The following is a 16,689-nucleotide window of genomic DNA, read 5'->3' as shown; positions in this document are numbered from 1 at the left end:
TTTTTTGATCATGCATCAGGCGCGTTCGCGGCGCTGGCCGCCGTTGCCGGGGCCGCGGCGCTTCATGCGGCCATTGCCGCCGTTGCGCTGTTCGCCCTGGTTGCGGTCTTCATTGTGACGACCTGCCGGGCGGCCATGGGAGTGGCGCTGCCCGCGATGGGCGCCGCCTTCATGCCCTGCGCCGGTGCCGTTCGCGGAGTTGCCGTGGTGCGGCTTGCGGGCCGGACGGAAATCGGACGTCGATACGAGATCGTTGTCCACTTCCGGGCGCGGCGTCTGCTCGTTGCGGCGCTGGCCGCGGAAATCGGCGTTGCGGTTGTTTTCACGCTGCGGACGATCTTCTCGCGGGCGGCGTTCCTGACGCTCGCCGGTCTGGCCGCGCGCTTCGCCGTTTTCCTTGTCGAAGAAGGGACGACGGGCCGGGCGAGCCGGACGGCCTTCAGAGCGACCCTGACCGGCGCCGCGACCCTGGCCCTGGCCTTGGCCACCACGGGCGCCGCCGCGATTGTTGCCGCGGGCCGGACGGCCACGGTCGGCCGGAGCTTCGCCGCTGGCAACGGCGATCTCGATGCCCATCAGGCGCTCGATGTCGCGCAGCAGGCGGATTTCGTCCGGAGCGCAGAAGGCGATGGCGATGCCGTCGCGGCCGGCGCGCGCGGTACGGCCGATGCGGTGGACATAGGCGTCGGGCACTTCCGGCAGGTCGAAGTTGTAGACATGCGAAACGCCGGGAATGTCGATGCCGCGGGCGGCGACGTCGGTGGCGACGAGAACGCGGACGTCACCATCACGGAAACCCTTGAGCGCCCGTTCGCGCTGTCCCTGGCTCTTGTTGCCGTGGATGGAGGCGGCGGCGAAGCCGACATGGTCGAGATGCTTCATCAGCTTCTCGGCACCGTGCTTGGTACGCAGGAAGACGATGGCACGGCCATCCGGATTGGCGGAGATCGTTTCCTTGAGGATTTCGGTCTTGTGGTTCTGGCCGGCGACGAAGTGGACATACTGCTCCACCTTGTCGGCCGCCTTGCCTGGAGGCGACACTTCGACCTTGACCGGATCGGTCAGGTAGTCGGAAGCGAGATCGGCAATCGCCTTCGGCATGGTGGCCGAAAACAGCAGGGTCTGGCGCTTGGCCGGGACGAGCTTGGCGATCTTGCGCAGGTCGTGGATGAAGCCGAGGTCGAGCATCTGGTCGGCCTCGTCGAGGACGAGATGGGTGACGTGGCCGAGCGACAGAGCGCGGCGGCTGATGAGATCGAGCAGGCGGCCCGGGGTGGCGACGAGGATATCGGTGCCGCGCTCAAGCTGAAGCTGCTGCTTGTTGATCGAAGCGCCACCGACCACGAGGTTGATCCGCAAGTGCGTCTTGCGCACGAAGAGCTTGAGGTTGTCGGCGATCTGGTTCACCAGCTCGCGGGTCGGAGCGAGGATCAGCGTGCGGACGGTGCGGTTGTCCGGACGCTTGGGGTCCTTCAACAGCATTTCTATGATCGGCAGGCCGAAGGCGGCCGTCTTGCCGGTGCCTGTCTGGGCGAGGCCAACGAGATCGCGGCCCTGGAGAACGAGCGGGATCGCCTGTGCCTGGATCGGCGTCGGAGTGGCGAAGTTGTTCTGCGACAGCGTATCGACAATCTGCTTGGAGAGACCAAGCGAGTGAAAATCGGTCAATTCAATACCTTTCGGGGGCGCCAAAGCAAAAAGGCCGGGTCGCACCATGCGGTCCGGTCTGTCTCTGGCGTCAAGAACCCCGCGTGAAGTGGGAACTTGTAAGTTGGAAAATAGCTTTCCAGCGCATCTGACCGTCTTGGGTACGGTCTCATTATCTAAAGCGCTTTTGTCCTTCTCTTGCGTACGTCTAGTCCCGCAGGGCACGCTCACGCGGCGGCCGGAAGGTGAAAGCTGAGGCGCATTTGGTCTTTTTTGCAGCTAAAGTCAAGAGGGCGGGCAAAAGCTCTTCAACAGGCCAACGAAAATGCCGCCGAAATCCGGCGGCATCATTGATACTGGGGGTAGCGGACCCTGCCGCGTTCAAGCCTCAGCGGCAGACCTCGACCCGATACGGGCGGCCCCAGCCATCGTGGCGCCAGGCCCAGTAGCAGCTGGGATAGGGGCGCACATAGACGCGTTCATAGGCCGGGCCGTCATAATAAGCGGGGTAGGCGCGGTAGGCCGGATAATAAGCAGGATAGGCCGGTCGTACCGCTTCGGCGGCCAGAGCTCCGCCGATAACACCGGCGGCCAGGCCGCCGAAGAAGGCGCCGCGCTCGGAGGCGCCGGCATTGGTGGTGGTCACGGCGGCGGCGCTGCCGAGCGTCAGCGCAATCAAGCCAGCCGTCGTTAGAGTGCGAAGCACAGACATCGAAATCCCTTTCCGAAACAAAGGCCTCCCAGCCGAAGCCGAGCTTGACGGTGCGCGGAGAACGGGGCGAAGTCGCGGCTAAAAAATGGAGCGCGGCATTAAATTTTGTTCATTGTGGAAGCGCGGAGAGTTCCGATTTCACTCCGGGAGCCGGCGCTCGTGTTAACTCCTTCCTAGCGTCCGGCGGCGCAGGCATCGGGAGGCGCGTGCTTCCCTGATGCGTGGGTCAAGCGCCGCCTCGCCCGCGGGACGAACATGGTTAACGCCTTGTTAAAACGATCTGTGATAGAGCATCGCTTTATGGACTATCATACGTGGTGAGAAGAGAGGCTCCGCTTGACCTTAGACGGTGAACTGCTTGACATAGCATGCCGCCGGATCGCCAATCTGGACAGGTCGGCCTACATCAAGAACAGCGAGCTGCGCTACGTCGCCGTCAACGAAGCTTATGCGCGCTTTTTCGGGCATGATATCTCCGATTTCATCGGCAACCGCAGTCACGATCTCCTCGATGAGGGCGAGAGCGCCGAGAGGGAAGACAAAGAGCGCCGCGCCCTTGTCTTCTCTTCGGAGGAGACGGCACTATGCTTCGACCCTACCGGCCGCCAGCGGGCACGCATACAGATCGAGAGCTTTTCTCCCTCTGAAGATCGCGTCTATATCTTCGGCATGTTTCTCGATGCGCCGGCCGCCTCCGGTTCCGTCCCCGGTCCCGGCCCAGGTCCCGGCCAAGCTCGGACCAATGTCGATCAGGCTAGCTTCTTCCGTACCGTTCTAGAGGATCTGCCGGTTGCGACCTTCGTGCGCGGCGCGGATCATCGGCTGATCTATTCCAATCCCGCCCATGCCGATATCACCGGGCTCGATCGTGCCGAAATGCTCGGCAAGACCGAGCATGAGATGTTCGACGTCGGGGCCGATGATTTCTTTGCCGCAAACGAGGCTGCCTTAAGGGAAGGGCGCGGGCAGGAATTCGAAAGCGAGATGGTCGACCGGCAGCAGGTGAGGCGGCCGGTGAAGATCCGCCTCAACCGGGGGACAACGGCCGACGGAAGCCATTACACGATCGGCTCCGTCACCGACATCTCGGCGCTGAAACAGCGAGAAATGCAAATCATCGACGCGCAGGCGCGTGCAGAGGCGTTGCACCACGATCTCGACAATATTCTCCGTTCGATGCCGATCGGGGTTCTGATCCATGACAGCGACTACATGGTCGAATACGTCAACGACGCTTGGTACGAAATCTGGGAGTTCTCCAAGGACGTGCGTTTCGAGGGGCAGCCCTATCGCGATCTCATCGCCAGGCACTTCGCGCTGGAGCGTTTTGGCCCCGAAAATCAGAGCGTCGAAGATATCTATCAGGCGCGTTTGGCAGCCATGCGTAAGGCTGGGTCGCACCTGCAGACGGAAGTGGATTTTGCCGACGGCAAATCCGTCATTATCGATGCGCGCCGAATTTCCAATGGTCGTACGTTGATGACCTACACCGACATCTCCTCGGTGAAGCAACAGTCGCAGGAAATTACCGAGACTCGGCTGGCGCTGGAACGCCTCGGCGAGCTCGTTTCCGATGCGATGCAGGCGATGTCGCAGGGTATGGTGATCGTTCAGGACGGCACGATTATCCTGGCAAACGACACGCTGCGGCATATGCTGAATCTGCCTGCGGAGCTCGTGGAGGCCGGCAAGAAATGGTCCGCCGCTTTCAATTATTGCGCGGCACGCGGCGATTTTGGTGACGATCCGGAGTCGGTACGGCAGTCCTGGGGCGAAAGCGTCAAGGCAGGTAAGCCGATCTACTATGTGTTCCAGGTCGTCGGTGATCGCTGGATACAACTCGACGCGGCGATCGGCGGGCATCGCCGCTGGACCGTGGTGCTGACCGATGTCACCGAAATGAAGGAGCGCGAGGCCGATCTGCAGCTTCTGCTGGCTCGCAGCAGCGCGGCGGATCGGGCCAAATCCGAATTTCTTACCCATATGAGCCATGAAATCCGCACGCCGATGAACGGAGTTCTTGGCATGGCGGAATTGCTTGCCAAGACCGGTCTCGACGCGCGGCAAAAGACCTTCGTCGATATCATCGTCAAATCCAGCAATGCGCTTTTGACCATCATCAACGATATTCTCGATTTCTCGCGGATCGATACCGGTGAGATGCATCTGCGCAAGATGGCATTCGACCCGATAGAGGCGCTCGAGGATATCGCGGCGCTGCTGGCTGCTGCCGCATCGGAAAAGAATATTGAGCTGATCGTGCGTGCCGCGCCCGGTGTGCCGGCGGCAATACTTGGCGATGCCGGGCGCTTCCGGCAGATCGTGACCAATCTTGTCGGCAACGCGATCAAGTTTACCGAGCGCGGTCACGTCCTTGTCGAGCTGGATAGCCAGGCGGAAGCCGGCGAAGATTTGCTCTTGATGCTGCGTGTCGAAGACACAGGCATCGGTATTCCAGACGAGAAGCTCTCTACCATCTTCGATAAATTCTCGCTCGCGGATTCGTCCTTTGCGCGGCGTCTCGAAGGCTCCGGTCTCGGGCTCGCCATCACGGCCGGCCTGGTCGATCTTTTCGGTGGTTCGTTGTCGGTCGAAAGCAAATGGGGCAAGGGGTCTGTTTTCACGGTTCATTTGCCCATGCCGCTGGTCGCCGAGCGAGGCAGGCCTCCGGATCTGCCGGCCGATGTCAAAGGCGCGGGTATCCTGATCGTCGAGGGTCACGAGATCCACCGGCGAATCTTGACCGAACAGCTCGGACAATGGGGCTTCGACGGCTACGCCGCCGAAGATGGCAGCACGGCGCTTGCCATTTTGAATGCCGCTTTCGATATGGGCGTGCCTGTCGATGCCATGGTTGTCGACTGCAATATATGCGACACGAACGGCCATGAGGTCGCGCGTGCAGTTCGTGCCGATCCCCGCTTCGATGCGCTGCCGGTCATGTTTCTGACATCGATGGGGACAGCCGGTTCCGAAAAGGAATTCACCGCCGTCAACGGCCAGCTGCATTTGATGAAGCCGGTGCGCGCCAATGTGCTGCGCAATACGATCATCGACATCGTCCGCACGTCGAGGCGTCGAAGGGCGAGCAGGCAGCCTAGCCCCGCTGCCCGGCGCCTGCCGATAGACGTCGAAGCCGCCGCGGCGATCCAGACCACCGAGCAGATGACTTCGGCAAGACCCGGCAACACCATCGACGTTCTCGTGGCCGAAGACAACGAGGTGAACCAGATCGTCTTCACGCAGATCCTGCAAGCCACGAAGCTGCGCTTCCTTGTCGTGGAAAATGGTCAGGCGGCGGTGGACGCGTGGCGCCAGTTGCGGCCGTCGTTGATCCTGATGGATGTTTCCATGCCGGTCATGAACGGTCACCAGGCAACGCGGATGATCCGTCAGTTCGAGGCACAGGCCGGCCATGGCTGGCATGTGCCGATCATCGGCGTGACGGCACAGGCGCTGGAGGTAGATCGCGTAATGTGCATGGAGGCGGGCATGGACGATTGCCTCTCGAAGCCGATCAGTCCCGAGCTTCTCGAAGGAAAGATCCAGCACTGGCTTGACGCTGGAGCTATGAAAGCCGATCGCTCCAACAACTAGGCCTTGACGCCGCAGAGCATTTCCCGTTTGCCGGCGAAGCCCTGCCGCCGTTCGACGGCAAATCCTGCCGCCTGCAGATTGCGGCGCACGAAGCCGGCGGCCGCATAGGTGGCGAAGGTGCCGTTCGCAACCGTCTTGTCGCAAAGTGTCTGCATCAGCTCCAGCGACCACATGTCGGCATTGCGCGACGGGGCGAAACCATCGAGATACCAGGCGTCGAAGCCCGGCTGCGCCTTGCGCACGCCTTCCAGCGCTGGGCCGCAGACGACGGTCAGTCGCGTGTGGGCGTCGAGCCTCAGAGATACCACGCCTTGCGGATCAGCTGGCCAGGCGGCGACGAGAGCCTGGCGTTCACCGTCGATCTCGGGCCAGTGTGACAGGGCGCGATCGATCTCTTCGGCGCGCATCGGGTAGAGCTCGAAGGACATGAAGTGCAGTTCCGAGCCCGGCGTCGCCTGCGGCCGCCACCGGCGCCATGTCTCGCAGAAATTCAGGCCGGTGCCGAAGCCAAGCTCGCCGATGAGGAAATGCCGTTGTTGTTCCCAGCGTGCGGGCAAACCGTTGCCGGCGAGGAAGACATGGCCGCATTCCAACCGGCCATCGGTCTGGCAATAAAAATGGTCGCCAAAAGCCGGCGAATAGGGCATATCGCCGTCGCGCCATTCGAGCTCCGGGCTTGCCGCGTTGGTTTCGGACGCCTGCGTCCGATCGGAAACTGGATCTGTCATGGAAAGAGCCGATAATCCTCCAGGACCTGCTGGTCAATCGTCCGTCGATCTGCTGATCGTCGGCGGCGGCATCATGGGCTTATGGGCGGCCGTCCATGCCGAGCGTCTTGGCATTCAAACGCTGCTGGTTGATGCCGACGGCTTCGGGCGGGGGGCGAGCGGCGGCCTGCTCGGGGCCTTGATGCCGCATATGCCGGACAAGTGGTCGGAAAAGAAGCAGTTTCAGTTCGATGCGCTTGTGTCTCTGGAGGAGGAGATCGCCGCGCTCGAAGCGGTGACCGGGCTTTCCGCATGCTATCGTCGCGCCGGCCGCCTGATCCCGCTGCCGAAGCCGCACCTGCGGCAGATCGCGCTTGGTCACGCGCGGGATGCCGAAACCCATTGGCGTCAGGGTGGGCGCGAATTTCACTGGCAGGTGCTGGATGCCGCTCCCGTTTCCGGCTGGATCGATCCGGCCGCCGGCGAGAACGGCTTCGTCTTCGATACGCTGGCGGCGCGCGTCGCCCCGCGTGCCCTGCTGAACGTGCTTCAGAGATTTCTTGCAACCGCCAGACATGTGCGGCTTGTTGAAGGCCTCAGCATTGATCGGATCGATCCGGACGGCGGTGTTGCTGTCACGAATGGAGAGGATATCCGCTTCGGCCGCTGCATTCTGGCGGCCGGTTACAAGTCCTTCCCGATCCTGGACGGATTGACGCGCGACCGCAAATCCACCCTGGGGCAACCGGTCAAGGGGCAGGCTGCGCTCTTGAAGGCTGATATCGACGAAGCTCTCCCGGTCATCTTTCGCGACGGGCTCTATATCGTTCCGCATGAGGGCGGGCTGGTCGCGGTCGGCAGCACCAGCGAGAATCGCTTCGAAGACCCGTTAGCCACCGACGGTCAGTTGGGCGATTTGCTCGCCGCAGCCCGCGCAATGGCGCCGGTTTTGGCTGGAGCGGAAGTGGTCGAACGCTGGGCCGGGTTGCGACCGAAGGCGGTCGATCGCGACCCGATGGTGGGTGCTCATCCCGACCATCCGTCGCTGATCGCCCTGACCGGCGGCTTCAAAGTGAGCTTTGGATTGGCGCATCGGCTGGCAGAAGCGGCCGTGTGCGAGGCCGCAAATATGCCGTGTTGCTTCAAGTTGCCGCAGTCATTCACCTTGGCAAGTCATATTGCCGTCGTATCACATAAAACGTGAATATACGCCCTTTCGGGTCGTCAATTTGTCACGCAAATCACCTATCTCCTTGGCCGTCTGAACCCGGTTTGGTCAGCCGGACTGTCGCGCTTTGGAGGAGATTTTATGCGCTACGCCATTTGCTTCACGCCGTCTGCGAGCGATCCGCTGACGCTTGCGGCCGCAAATTGGCTGGGCCGCAACGTCTATTCCGGCGAGATGGTCGACCCGCCGGCCATCCGCGGGCTGGGGATCCATGAGATCGCCTTTTATACCGCCGTTCCCCGCCGCTATGGTTTCATGGGCCTGCTGAAGGCGCCGTTCAGGCTGGCGGAAGACATGTCCGAGGCCTCTTTGCTGCGCGACCTCATGCGTTTTTCCGGCTCGGTCGCACCGTTCGAGATTCCGCGGTTGGAAGTTGCGCGGCTCGGCAGCGCTCTCGGCCTCGTTCCGTCCGAACCCAGTCAGAAGATGCATTTTCTCGCTGCCTCCTTGGTCCAGGCTTTCGACCTCTATCGTGCGCCGCTGACCGAGGCAGAGATCGAGCGTATCGATCCGGACGGTCTCTCGGCGACGCAATTCGCCAATCTGCACCGTTGGGGCCATCCGCATGTGATGGACGAATTCCGCTTTCAGATGATGCTGACCGGCACGGTCAGCCCCGGCGACATTCCGCGCATCGAACGGGCGTTGCGCGATTTCTTCGAGCCCGCACTTGCCGCGCCGATCCCCGTTTCCAACATCGCCTTGATGATGGAAGAGGGCTCCGGCGGCCCCTTCCGGGTGCACTCCCTGCATCCGATGGGCAAGGTGAGCGCCCGTAAGATTGCCTAGGTTGGCAGGTGCTATTCGCCCTGCCGGCTTGCCATTGAAGAGAAAGTGATTTTCCCACTTTCCGTCTCGACTTTCGCCGCATGGATGCTACCGTTCTGCTTGTTCAAGAAGGTGCTTCAATGTCGGAAAACTACGCCCGCAATCTCATCGGCTATGGCCGCAACACTCCCGACCCAAAATGGCCCGGCGATGCCCGCGTCGCGGTGCAGTTCGTGATCAATTATGAAGAGGGCGGGGAAAGCTGCATTCTCGACGGCGATCCGGGCTCGGAAAACCTGTTGTCCGAGATCATTGGTGCGGCATCCTGGCCGAACCAGCGTAACCTCAACATGGAGTCGATCTACGAATATGGCTCGCGTGCTGGTTTCTGGCGGCTCTGGCGCATGTTTACCGAACTCAAGGTTCAGGCGACGGTCTATGGTGTGACGCTTGCCATGGCGCGCAATCCGGAAGCGGTTGCCGCGATGAAGGAAGCCGGCTGGGAAATTGCCAGCCACGGCTACCGCTGGCTGGAATACAAGGATTTTTCCGAAGATCTCGAGCGCAAGCACATCCAAGAGGCTGTGCGGCTGCACACCGAACTGACCGGCGAGCGGCCCTACGGCATGTATCAGGGCAAGCCATCCGACAATACGCTGCGGCTCGTCATGGAGGAGGGTGGCTTCCTCTATTCCTCCGATTCTTATGCCGATGACTTGCCTTTCTGGGTCGACGGTCTGAACGGCAAGCCGTTCCTGATTATTCCGTATACGCTCGAAACCAACGACATGCGCTTTGCCACGCCGCAGGGCTTCAACTCCGGCGACCAGTTCTTCACCTATCTCAAGGACGCGTTCGATACGCTTTACGAAGAAGGCAAAGAGGGCAGCCCGAAGATGATGTCTGTGGGCCTGCATTGCCGCCTTGTCGGCCGTCCCGGCCGTGCCGCGGCCCTGCGCCGCTTTATCGAATACGTGCTGAAGCACGACAAGGTCTGGGTTCCCCGGCGTATTGAGATCGCCAAGCATTGGCACGAACATCATCTTCCGGCGAGCGGACGTTGAGATGATCTCGCGCGATGACCTTGTGAGCCGCTTCGGCGGCGTTTTCGAACATTCTCCCTTCATCGCCGAGCGTGCCTATGACGCCGGCGCCATCGCGGAGCCGTTGACCTCTGGCGGCGTGCACGGCGCCCTGGTGCAGGTTTTCCGTGCGGCGAGTGCCGACGAGCGGCTTGCCGTCCTGCGGGCTCACCCCGATCTCGCCGGCCGGTTGGCTATTGCCGGCGAGCTTACCGAGGATAGCCGCAAGGAGCAGGCTGGCGCCGGGCTCGACCGGCTGAGCCCGGCGGAGCACGCCCGCTTCACCGAGCTAAACAGCGCCTATGTGACCAAGTTCGGCTTTCCGTTCATCATTGCGGTCAAGGGTCTCGGCAAGGACGATATCCTTGCCGCTTTCGAGACGCGGATCGGCAACGATCGCGACGCCGAGTTTGCTACGGCAACGGCGCAGGTGGAGAAGATCGCTCTGCTGCGCCTGCAATCCATGCTTCCGGAGAGCTGATATGCGGACGGTGTTTCACCTCAAATCTCGACGCAGGCGCTTCGGCGATAATGGCGCGCTGTCATTCACTTCGCTCATGGCTTAAGGATTGGCTGGAGAGGAGTCTCGTGACATGAGCCTGGATCGGCTGATTACCCATCTTGATCATATGCAGCGGGCCGGATCTGAAATCGGTCGGTTTCTGCAAGGGATGGATAGGGATGCGTTTTTCGGCGCGGTCGAAAGGCAGCGTGCTGTCGGCATGAATCTGCTTGTCATCGCAGAGGCGGCGGCGCGCATTGCGGAGGAATATCCGGAGTTTGTCGTTGACCATCCGGATCTACCTTGGCATGTGATGCGCGACTTCAGGAATCGGATTGCGCAAGGGTATTTCGACATCGAGTTGACGGCCCTTTGGGATCTCGCCCACAAATCTCTTCCTGGGTTGCTCCTGCAACTGGACTCCATTCGCCACTGGCGAGCGGAAGGCGAATAATCATTCAATGACACGGCATCTAGACATCAAACCTTTGACAAAGGCCGCATTCGCACCGTTCGGCGATGTGATCGAGGCCGATCCGGCAACGATGCGCTTCATCAATGGCGGAACGACCGAACGCTTCCACGCGCTCTCCAGCGCCGAAGCCATTGGCGAGGGCGCTCGGGTTATCCTGAACATCTTTCGCGGTCAGCCGCGGGCCTTTCCTTTCACGATCGAGATGATGGAGCGCCACCCGTTCGGCAGCCAATGTTTCATCCCGCTGAACGGCCGGCCGTTTCTCGTCGTCGTCTCGCAGGATGAGGACGGCAAGCCCGGCAGGCCGCAGGCCTTTCAGGCGCGGGGCGATCAGGGCGTGAACTACCGCGTCAATGCCTGGCATTATCCGCTGATGGCACTTGGCGAGCCGAGCGATTTCCTCGTCGTCGATCGCGACGGGCCAGGAAACAATCTCGAGGAGTATTTCTTCGATACGCCCTTCACCATCGGAGCGCCAACGCTATGACCGGACTGACCACCCATGTGCTCGACACCGCTCTCGGCAAGCCGGCAGAAGGCCTGACCATCGATCTTTTCAGGATCGAGGGCGATGCCCGCACCCATCTGAAGACGGTCGTGACCAATTCCGACGGGCGTGTGGATGGCGGTCCCATTCTCATCGGCGACAGCTTTGTCGCCGGCACCTACGAGCTGCTGTTCCGCGCGGGCGACTATCTGCGTGCGAGCGGTGCGAAGCTGGCCGAGCCCGCCTTTCTCGACCTCGTGCCGATCCGTTTCGGCATTGCCGATACGACGGCGCATTATCATGTGCCGCTGCTGATTTCGCCCTACGGCTATTCAACCTACCGCGGGAGCTGAGGCGTGCGTTTCGCTGCCATTGCGGATGTCCACGGCAATCATCTGGCGCTCGAAGCAGTGCTGGAGGACATCCGTGCACAGGGCATTACCGATATCGTCAACCTGGGCGATTGCTTCAGCGGTCCGCTGACCTCTGGTAAGACGGCGGATATGCTGCTGGCGCTGAATGCACTGACCGTGCGCGGCAATCACGACCGGTATCTGATCGAACAGGCGCCGGAAGCGATGCACCCCTCCGACAAGGTGGCCTATGCACAACTGACCGAGCGCCATCTCGATTGGCTGCGCGGCTTGCCCTTTAGCGCCGTCTACCGGGACGCCGCCTATCTCTGTCATGCCACGCCGGCTGCCGATAACGTCTATTGGCTGCAATCCGTCTCGGCGGATGGCCATGTCTTTCAAAAGCCGATCGAAGATATCGAGGCGCTGGCCGCAGGCATCGATTTTCCGCTGATCCTGTGCGGACACACGCATATTCCCCGTATTGTCAGGCTTTCCGACGGTCGTTTGATCGTCAACCCCGGCAGTGTCGGTTGCCCCGCCTACGACGACGATCTGCCCCACTATCACAAGGTGGAAGCCGGCCATCCCTTCGCCTCCTACGCCATTCTTGAAAAGAAGGGTGAGACTTGGCTGCCTGTGTTCCGGCAGGTCGCCTATGATCACATGGCGATGGCAAAGCTCGCGGTAGAGAATGGTCGCGCGGAGTGGGCGAGCGGCCTGGCGACGGGATGGCTGCGGTAGAGCATGTCGCGCAAAAGTGTGCAGCGGTTTTGCGGCATCGACATGCGCTTCAAAGATCAGCCAGGATCGACCGATCCACAGTCTTGATATCCCTCTTGCCGCAGAGCGCCATGGAGATATCCAGCTCTTTGCGGATGATCTCCAGCGCCAGCGTGACGCCTTCCTTGCCCATGGCGCCGAGGCCATAGAGGAAGGGGCGACCGATGAAGGTGCCCTTCGCACCGAGTGCCACCGCCTTGAGCACATCCTGACCGGAGCGGATGCCGCCATCCATATGCACCTCGGTCCTGTCGCCGACGGCATCGACGATCCGAGGCAACATGCTGATGGAGGAAAGGGCGCCGTCGAGCTGCCGGCCACCATGGTTCGAGACGATGATGGCGTCGGCGCCGGTATCGACGGCCGCCTTCGCGTCCTCGACATCGAGAATGCCCTTGATGATCAGCGGGCCGCCCCATTGCTCCTTGATCCAGCTGACATCGTTCCAGGAAAGCTTGGTGTCGAACTGCGAATGCGTCCAGTGCGACAGCGTCGTCATGTCGGAAATATCCTTGGCATGACCGATGATATTGCCGAAGGAATGACGCTTGGTCTTCAGCATGTTCATGCACCAGCCTGGCCGTGTTGCCATCTGCCACAGGTTCTTCACCGTCATTTTCGGTGGCGCGGAAAGCCCGTTGCGGATGTCGTTGTGGCGCTGACCGAGGATCTGCAGGTCGGCCGTCAGCACCAGCGCCGAGCATTTTGCCGCCTTGGCGCGCTGGATCAGGTTGAGGACGAAATCGCGGTCCTTCATGACATAGAGCTGGAACCAGAAGGGCTGCTTCGTGACCGAAGCAATGTCCTCGATCGAGCAGATGCTCATGGTCGACAAGGTGAAGGGAATGCCGAATTCCTCGGCTGCCCGTGCCGCCAGCATCTCGCCATCGGCATGCTGCATGCCGGTGAGGCCGGTCGGCGCCAACGCCACCGGCATGGAGGCCTTCTGGCCAACCATGGTGGTGGCGAGCGACCGGTCGGACATGTCGACGAGGACGCGCTGGCGCAGCTTGATCTTGGCGAAGTCAGCCTCGTTCGCCCGGTAGGTCGACTCGGTCCAGGAACCGGAATCGGCATATTGGAAGAACATTTTCGGCACGCGCCGCTGCGCAAGCGTCTTCAATTCGGCGATGGTCAGCGGCGCGGTCATGGCTCTTTGCTTTCTCGGATTGTGTTGCTTAGGTTGCGATCCCTATTGCAGGATCGATTTCATCGGCTTTCCGGCGACATAGGTTTCGACGACGGCGCGGTCGTCGCCCATGGTTTGCAACAGGAACAGCTCCTCGGTGAGGCTCTTTGTCACTTCCATCTTCAGCGCCATGGCCGGCGTTGCCGCGGCGTTGAGGACGATGAGATCGGCTTCGGTGCCGGCATCGAGCGTGCCGATCTTGTCGACCAGGGAGAGGGATTCCGCGTTGCCGCGCGTCATGTAGTAATAGCTTTCCAGCGGGTTCAGGCGCTCGCCGAGCAACTGCTGGATCTTGTAGGCCTCATCCATGGTGCGCAGCATGGAATAGCTGGAGCCACCGCCGATATCGGTGGCGACGCCGATGCGGACGGGCTTTTCGCGGCGTGCCAGCGCCTTGAGCGGGAAGAGGCCGGAGCCGAGAAACAGGTTCGAGGTCGGGCAATGCACCGCGACGGAGCCAGCTTCGCTCATGGCGTCGGCTTCGCGCTCGGAAAGATGGATCGCATGACCGAACAGGCTCTTGGGGCCAAGCAGCCCGTAGCGCGCATAGATATCGGTGTAGTCGATTGCTTCCGGATAGAGTTCGCAGGTGAAGGCGATCTCGTCGTGGTTTTCCGAAAGATGCGTCTGAATATGCAGATCCGGGAATTCGCGGGCGAGGGCCGCGGTCGCTTCCATCTGCGCTGGCGTGGAGGTGATGGCGAAGCGCGGCGTGATGGCGACGTGGTTGCGGCCCTTGCCGTGCCAGTCAGCGATCACCTGCCGGGTCTCGTCATAACCCATCTCGGGCGTGTCCAGCAGACCCTGCGGCGCATTCCGGTCCATCATCACCTTGCCGCCGACCATGCGCATGTTGCGTCGCATGGCCTCAGTGAAATAGGCGTCGACGGAGGTCTTGTGCACCGAGCAATAGGCGACGGCCGTCGTGGTGCCGTGGCGGATCATCTCGTCGTAGAAATGTGTGGCGATACGCTCAGCATGCGCGCTTTCGACGAAGCGGCACTCCTCGGGGAAGGTATAGGTATTCAGCCATTCCAAGAGGTTGGCGGCATAGGAGGCGATGACCTGCATCTGCGGGAAATGCAGGTGCATGTCGATGAAGCCGGGCAGGATCAGATGCGGGCGGTGATCGATTTCGGTGACGTCAGCCGGCGCCTGCGCCTTGATATCAGCGTAAGGGCCGATCGCGGCGATCACGCCGTTTTCGATCAGCAGGCCGCCATCGCTTTCGTAAACGTAGCTGTCGGTGTCATCGAGGCTTTGCGGCAGGCGCTTGAAGGAAAGCAGGCGGCCGCGCAAAAGGGTGGTCATTGGCTTTTTTCTCCGATGGAGCTTTCGAACCAGGCGACCAGCAATTTGCGCTCCTCGGGCGTCACATCGGTGACGTTGCCCGGAGGCATGGCATGGCTGCGCCCGGCCTGGATATAGATTTCCCGGGCATGCATAGCGATTTCTTCGTCATTTTCCAGCCTGACGTCCTTCGGCGCGCGGACAATGCCCTCATAGACGGGTTCTGCCGCGTGGCACATGGAACAGCGCGTCGAGATCATCTGCTTGACTGCGGGGAAATGCTGGTCCGAGGCGAATTGCTGGAAGGCAGGCGAGACGACGTTGGCTTCTTTTTCGCCGGTCAGCACTTTCGGAACGGTTGAAAGCCATATGATGACGATGAAGAGGACGAGCGTGACGATCCACGTCCAGGTCGGACGACCCTGGCGGGCATGCGTCGTGTTGAACCAGTGGCGGATGGTGACGCCCATCAGGAAGACCAGCGCTGCGATGACCCAGTTGTAGGCCGTGCCGAAGGCCAGGGGATAGTGGTTCGACAGCATGAAGAAGATGACGGGCAGCGTCAGGTAGTTGTTGTGCAGCGAGCGCTGCTTGGCGATGCGGCCGTATTTCGGGTCGGGGGTGCGACCGGCGATGAGGTCTGCGACGACGATCTTCTGATTGGGGATGATGATCATGAAGACGTTGGCCGACATGATCGTCGCCGTGAAGGCGCCGAGATGCAGGAAAGCGGCGCGGCCGGTGAAGAGATGCGTGTAGCCCCAGGCCATGAAGACCAGAACGGCATAGAGCACGATCATCAGACCCCAGGTATTGTTGCTGAGCGGCGACTTGCAGAGCAGATCGTAGATGATCCAGCCGACGGCGAGCGACGCCAGCGAAATTATGATCGCGACGGGAACGCTGACGTCAAGCACATGCCGGTCGATGAGGAAGAGGTTGGCGCCGCCATAATAGACGATGCACATCATCAGGAAGCCGGAAAGCCAGGTGAAATAGCTCTCATATTTGAACCAGGTCAGATGCTCGGGCATTTGCGCGGGAGCGACGAGATATTTCTGGATATGATAGAAGCCGCCGCCGTGAACCTGCCATTCCTCGCCATAGGCGCCAGGCGGAAGATGCGGCCGCTTCACCAGCCCGAGATCGAGCGCGATGAAGTAGAAAGACGAACCGATCCAGGCAATGGCGGTTATGACGTGGAACCAGCGTGCGGCAAAGGCGAGCCACTCCCACGCTATGGCGTATTCATACATTCCGGTCCCCTTTTTTCGTTCTTCGACTCGGCACTTTGCAAAATGTTGAGGTCGGATGGAAGGAGAGAGTTTGGTGAGCCGACCGAAAGCTTCGATCTTGTCGTGCGCCCGGAGCGCATTATCTCAGGTTATAGCAGTTTTTACTAAAATGCCGTCGGCTGCTGGAAGCGGACCGTGTCCGCGGCGGCCGCCTATTTTTCGACGGAGAATTGCCCATGCGTGGTATTCTGGCGCTCGTCTTTCTTTTTTTCGCAGTCTCTGCCATGGCGCACGACGCGCCTTCCGGCTGGTCTTATGATCCCTACTGTTGCAATGGCGATGGTGAGAGCGGGGATTGCCAGATGATCCCCTCGCGCACGGTCACGATCATCCCAGGCGGCTATCGGGTGACGATCAATCCCGGCGATCATCACAGCGTGACGCGTGAGCACATCTTCACCCTGCCGCAGAGGAAAGCGATGCACTCGCCGGATGGCGCCTATCATCTCTGTCTGTTTCCGGACGAGAATACGCCGCGCTGCTTCTATGCGCCCGATATGTCCGAGTGAGCGCTGCAGCAGTCCGGCTCTTCACGAATTTTTGAACCACTCCGTCCCGTTGCTTTTACGCAATT

Annotated in this window: 16 protein-coding genes; 10 read left to right on the top strand and 6 right to left on the bottom strand. The window is 61.0% G+C overall.

Features of this window, described 5'->3' with window-relative positions; genetic code table 11:
* Window positions 1–15 precede the first annotated feature (15 nt).
* Window positions 16–1,716: a DEAD/DEAH box helicase gene (locus RHSP_RS11810; RefSeq protein ID WP_081615311.1), complete on the bottom strand. Its 1,701-nt coding sequence runs from the start codon at window positions 1,714–1,716 to the stop codon at window positions 16–18.
* Window positions 1,717–2,035: 319 nt separating this feature from the next.
* Entirely contained in the window at window positions 2,036–2,359 is a 324-nt protein-coding gene (locus RHSP_RS11805; protein ID WP_004116844.1) for a hypothetical protein, read from the bottom strand.
* A 336-nt stretch (window positions 2,360–2,695) separates the two neighbouring features.
* Here RHSP_RS11805 and RHSP_RS11800 point away from each other — a divergent pair, with 336 nt between their 5' ends.
* A complete protein-coding gene (locus RHSP_RS11800) occupies window positions 2,696–5,956 on the top strand; it encodes a response regulator (protein WP_004116841.1) in 3,261 nt (1,086 codons plus the stop codon).
* Here the strand turns inward: RHSP_RS11800 and mnmC2 are convergent.
* Complete coding sequence (mnmC2, locus tag RHSP_RS11795) at window positions 5,953–6,684, bottom strand: tRNA (5-methylaminomethyl-2-thiouridine)(34)-methyltransferase MnmC2 (RefSeq protein WP_004116839.1); 732 nt, start codon at window positions 6,682–6,684, stop codon at window positions 5,953–5,955. The genes RHSP_RS11800 and mnmC2 overlap by 4 nt on opposite strands.
* Here mnmC2 and RHSP_RS11790 point away from each other — a divergent pair.
* The 8 genes from RHSP_RS11790 (at window position 6,683) to RHSP_RS11755 (ending at window position 12,302) form a co-directional block, all read left to right on the top strand.
* Window positions 6,683–7,867 (top strand): NAD(P)/FAD-dependent oxidoreductase, encoded by a 1,185-nt coding sequence (locus tag RHSP_RS11790; RefSeq protein WP_004116836.1) that lies wholly within the window; start codon window positions 6,683–6,685, stop codon window positions 7,865–7,867. The genes mnmC2 and RHSP_RS11790 overlap by 2 nt on opposite strands.
* 105 nt (window positions 7,868–7,972) lie before the next feature.
* Window positions 7,973–8,680 carry a DUF1045 domain-containing protein gene (locus tag RHSP_RS11785; RefSeq protein WP_004116828.1) on the top strand — a complete coding sequence of 236 codons (708 nt, stop codon included), beginning with the start codon at window positions 7,973–7,975 and terminating at the stop codon, window positions 8,678–8,680.
* A gap of 119 nt (window positions 8,681–8,799) precedes the next feature.
* Window positions 8,800–9,723: an allantoinase PuuE gene (gene puuE, locus RHSP_RS11780; protein WP_004116825.1), complete on the top strand. Its 924-nt coding sequence runs from the start codon at window positions 8,800–8,802 to the stop codon at window positions 9,721–9,723.
* Between the two features lies 1 nt (window position 9,724).
* Window positions 9,725–10,222 carry a 2-oxo-4-hydroxy-4-carboxy-5-ureidoimidazoline decarboxylase gene (uraD, locus tag RHSP_RS11775; protein ID WP_004116821.1) on the top strand — a complete coding sequence of 166 codons (498 nt, stop codon included), beginning with the start codon at window positions 9,725–9,727 and terminating at the stop codon, window positions 10,220–10,222.
* Between the two features lie 112 nt (window positions 10,223–10,334).
* Complete coding sequence (locus RHSP_RS11770) at window positions 10,335–10,697, top strand: HepT-like ribonuclease domain-containing protein (RefSeq protein WP_004116792.1); 363 nt, start codon at window positions 10,335–10,337, stop codon at window positions 10,695–10,697.
* A 7-nt stretch (window positions 10,698–10,704) separates the two neighbouring features.
* Window positions 10,705–11,205 carry an ureidoglycolate lyase gene (locus RHSP_RS11765; RefSeq protein WP_004116773.1) on the top strand — a complete coding sequence of 167 codons (501 nt, stop codon included), beginning with the start codon at window positions 10,705–10,707 and terminating at the stop codon, window positions 11,203–11,205.
* Window positions 11,202–11,558, top strand: coding sequence for a hydroxyisourate hydrolase (gene uraH / locus RHSP_RS11760; RefSeq protein ID WP_004116772.1), 357 nt, complete (start codon window positions 11,202–11,204; stop codon window positions 11,556–11,558). Before RHSP_RS11765 ends, uraH begins: the two co-directional genes overlap by 4 nt.
* Window positions 11,559–11,561: 3 nt before the next feature.
* The gene (locus RHSP_RS11755) at window positions 11,562–12,302 is read left to right on the top strand and encodes a metallophosphoesterase family protein (protein ID WP_004116770.1); all 741 of its coding nucleotides are present in this window, start codon (window positions 11,562–11,564) and stop codon (window positions 12,300–12,302) included.
* Window positions 12,303–12,351: 49 nt separating this feature from the next.
* Here RHSP_RS11755 and RHSP_RS11750 read toward each other — a convergent pair whose 3' ends face one another.
* From RHSP_RS11750 to RHSP_RS11740, 3 genes are read right to left on the bottom strand one after another with little or no spacing between them, the layout of a single operon-like run.
* Complete coding sequence (locus tag RHSP_RS11750; RefSeq protein ID WP_004116768.1) at window positions 12,352–13,491, bottom strand: alpha-hydroxy acid oxidase; 1,140 nt, start codon at window positions 13,489–13,491, stop codon at window positions 12,352–12,354.
* 42 nt (window positions 13,492–13,533) lie between these two features.
* A complete protein-coding gene (gene guaD, locus RHSP_RS11745; protein ID WP_004116766.1) occupies window positions 13,534–14,841 on the bottom strand; it encodes a guanine deaminase in 1,308 nt (435 codons plus the stop codon).
* A complete protein-coding gene (locus tag RHSP_RS11740; RefSeq protein WP_004116765.1) occupies window positions 14,838–16,076 on the bottom strand; it encodes a urate hydroxylase PuuD in 1,239 nt (412 codons plus the stop codon). Before RHSP_RS11740 ends, guaD begins: the two co-directional genes overlap by 4 nt.
* A gap of 215 nt (window positions 16,077–16,291) precedes the next feature.
* Here RHSP_RS11740 and RHSP_RS11735 point away from each other — a divergent pair, with 215 nt between their 5' ends.
* The gene (locus RHSP_RS11735; protein WP_004116763.1) at window positions 16,292–16,624 is read left to right on the top strand and encodes a hypothetical protein; all 333 of its coding nucleotides are present in this window, start codon (window positions 16,292–16,294) and stop codon (window positions 16,622–16,624) included.
* The last annotated feature ends 65 nt before the right edge of the window (window positions 16,625–16,689 follow it).

The sequence above is a fragment of the Rhizobium freirei PRF 81 genome (assembly GCF_000359745.1).
Lineage (GTDB): Bacteria > Pseudomonadota > Alphaproteobacteria > Rhizobiales > Rhizobiaceae > Rhizobium > Rhizobium freirei.
The sequence above is the reverse complement of the archived record's forward strand: the minus strand, read 5'-3'. Positions and strand labels throughout refer to the sequence as shown.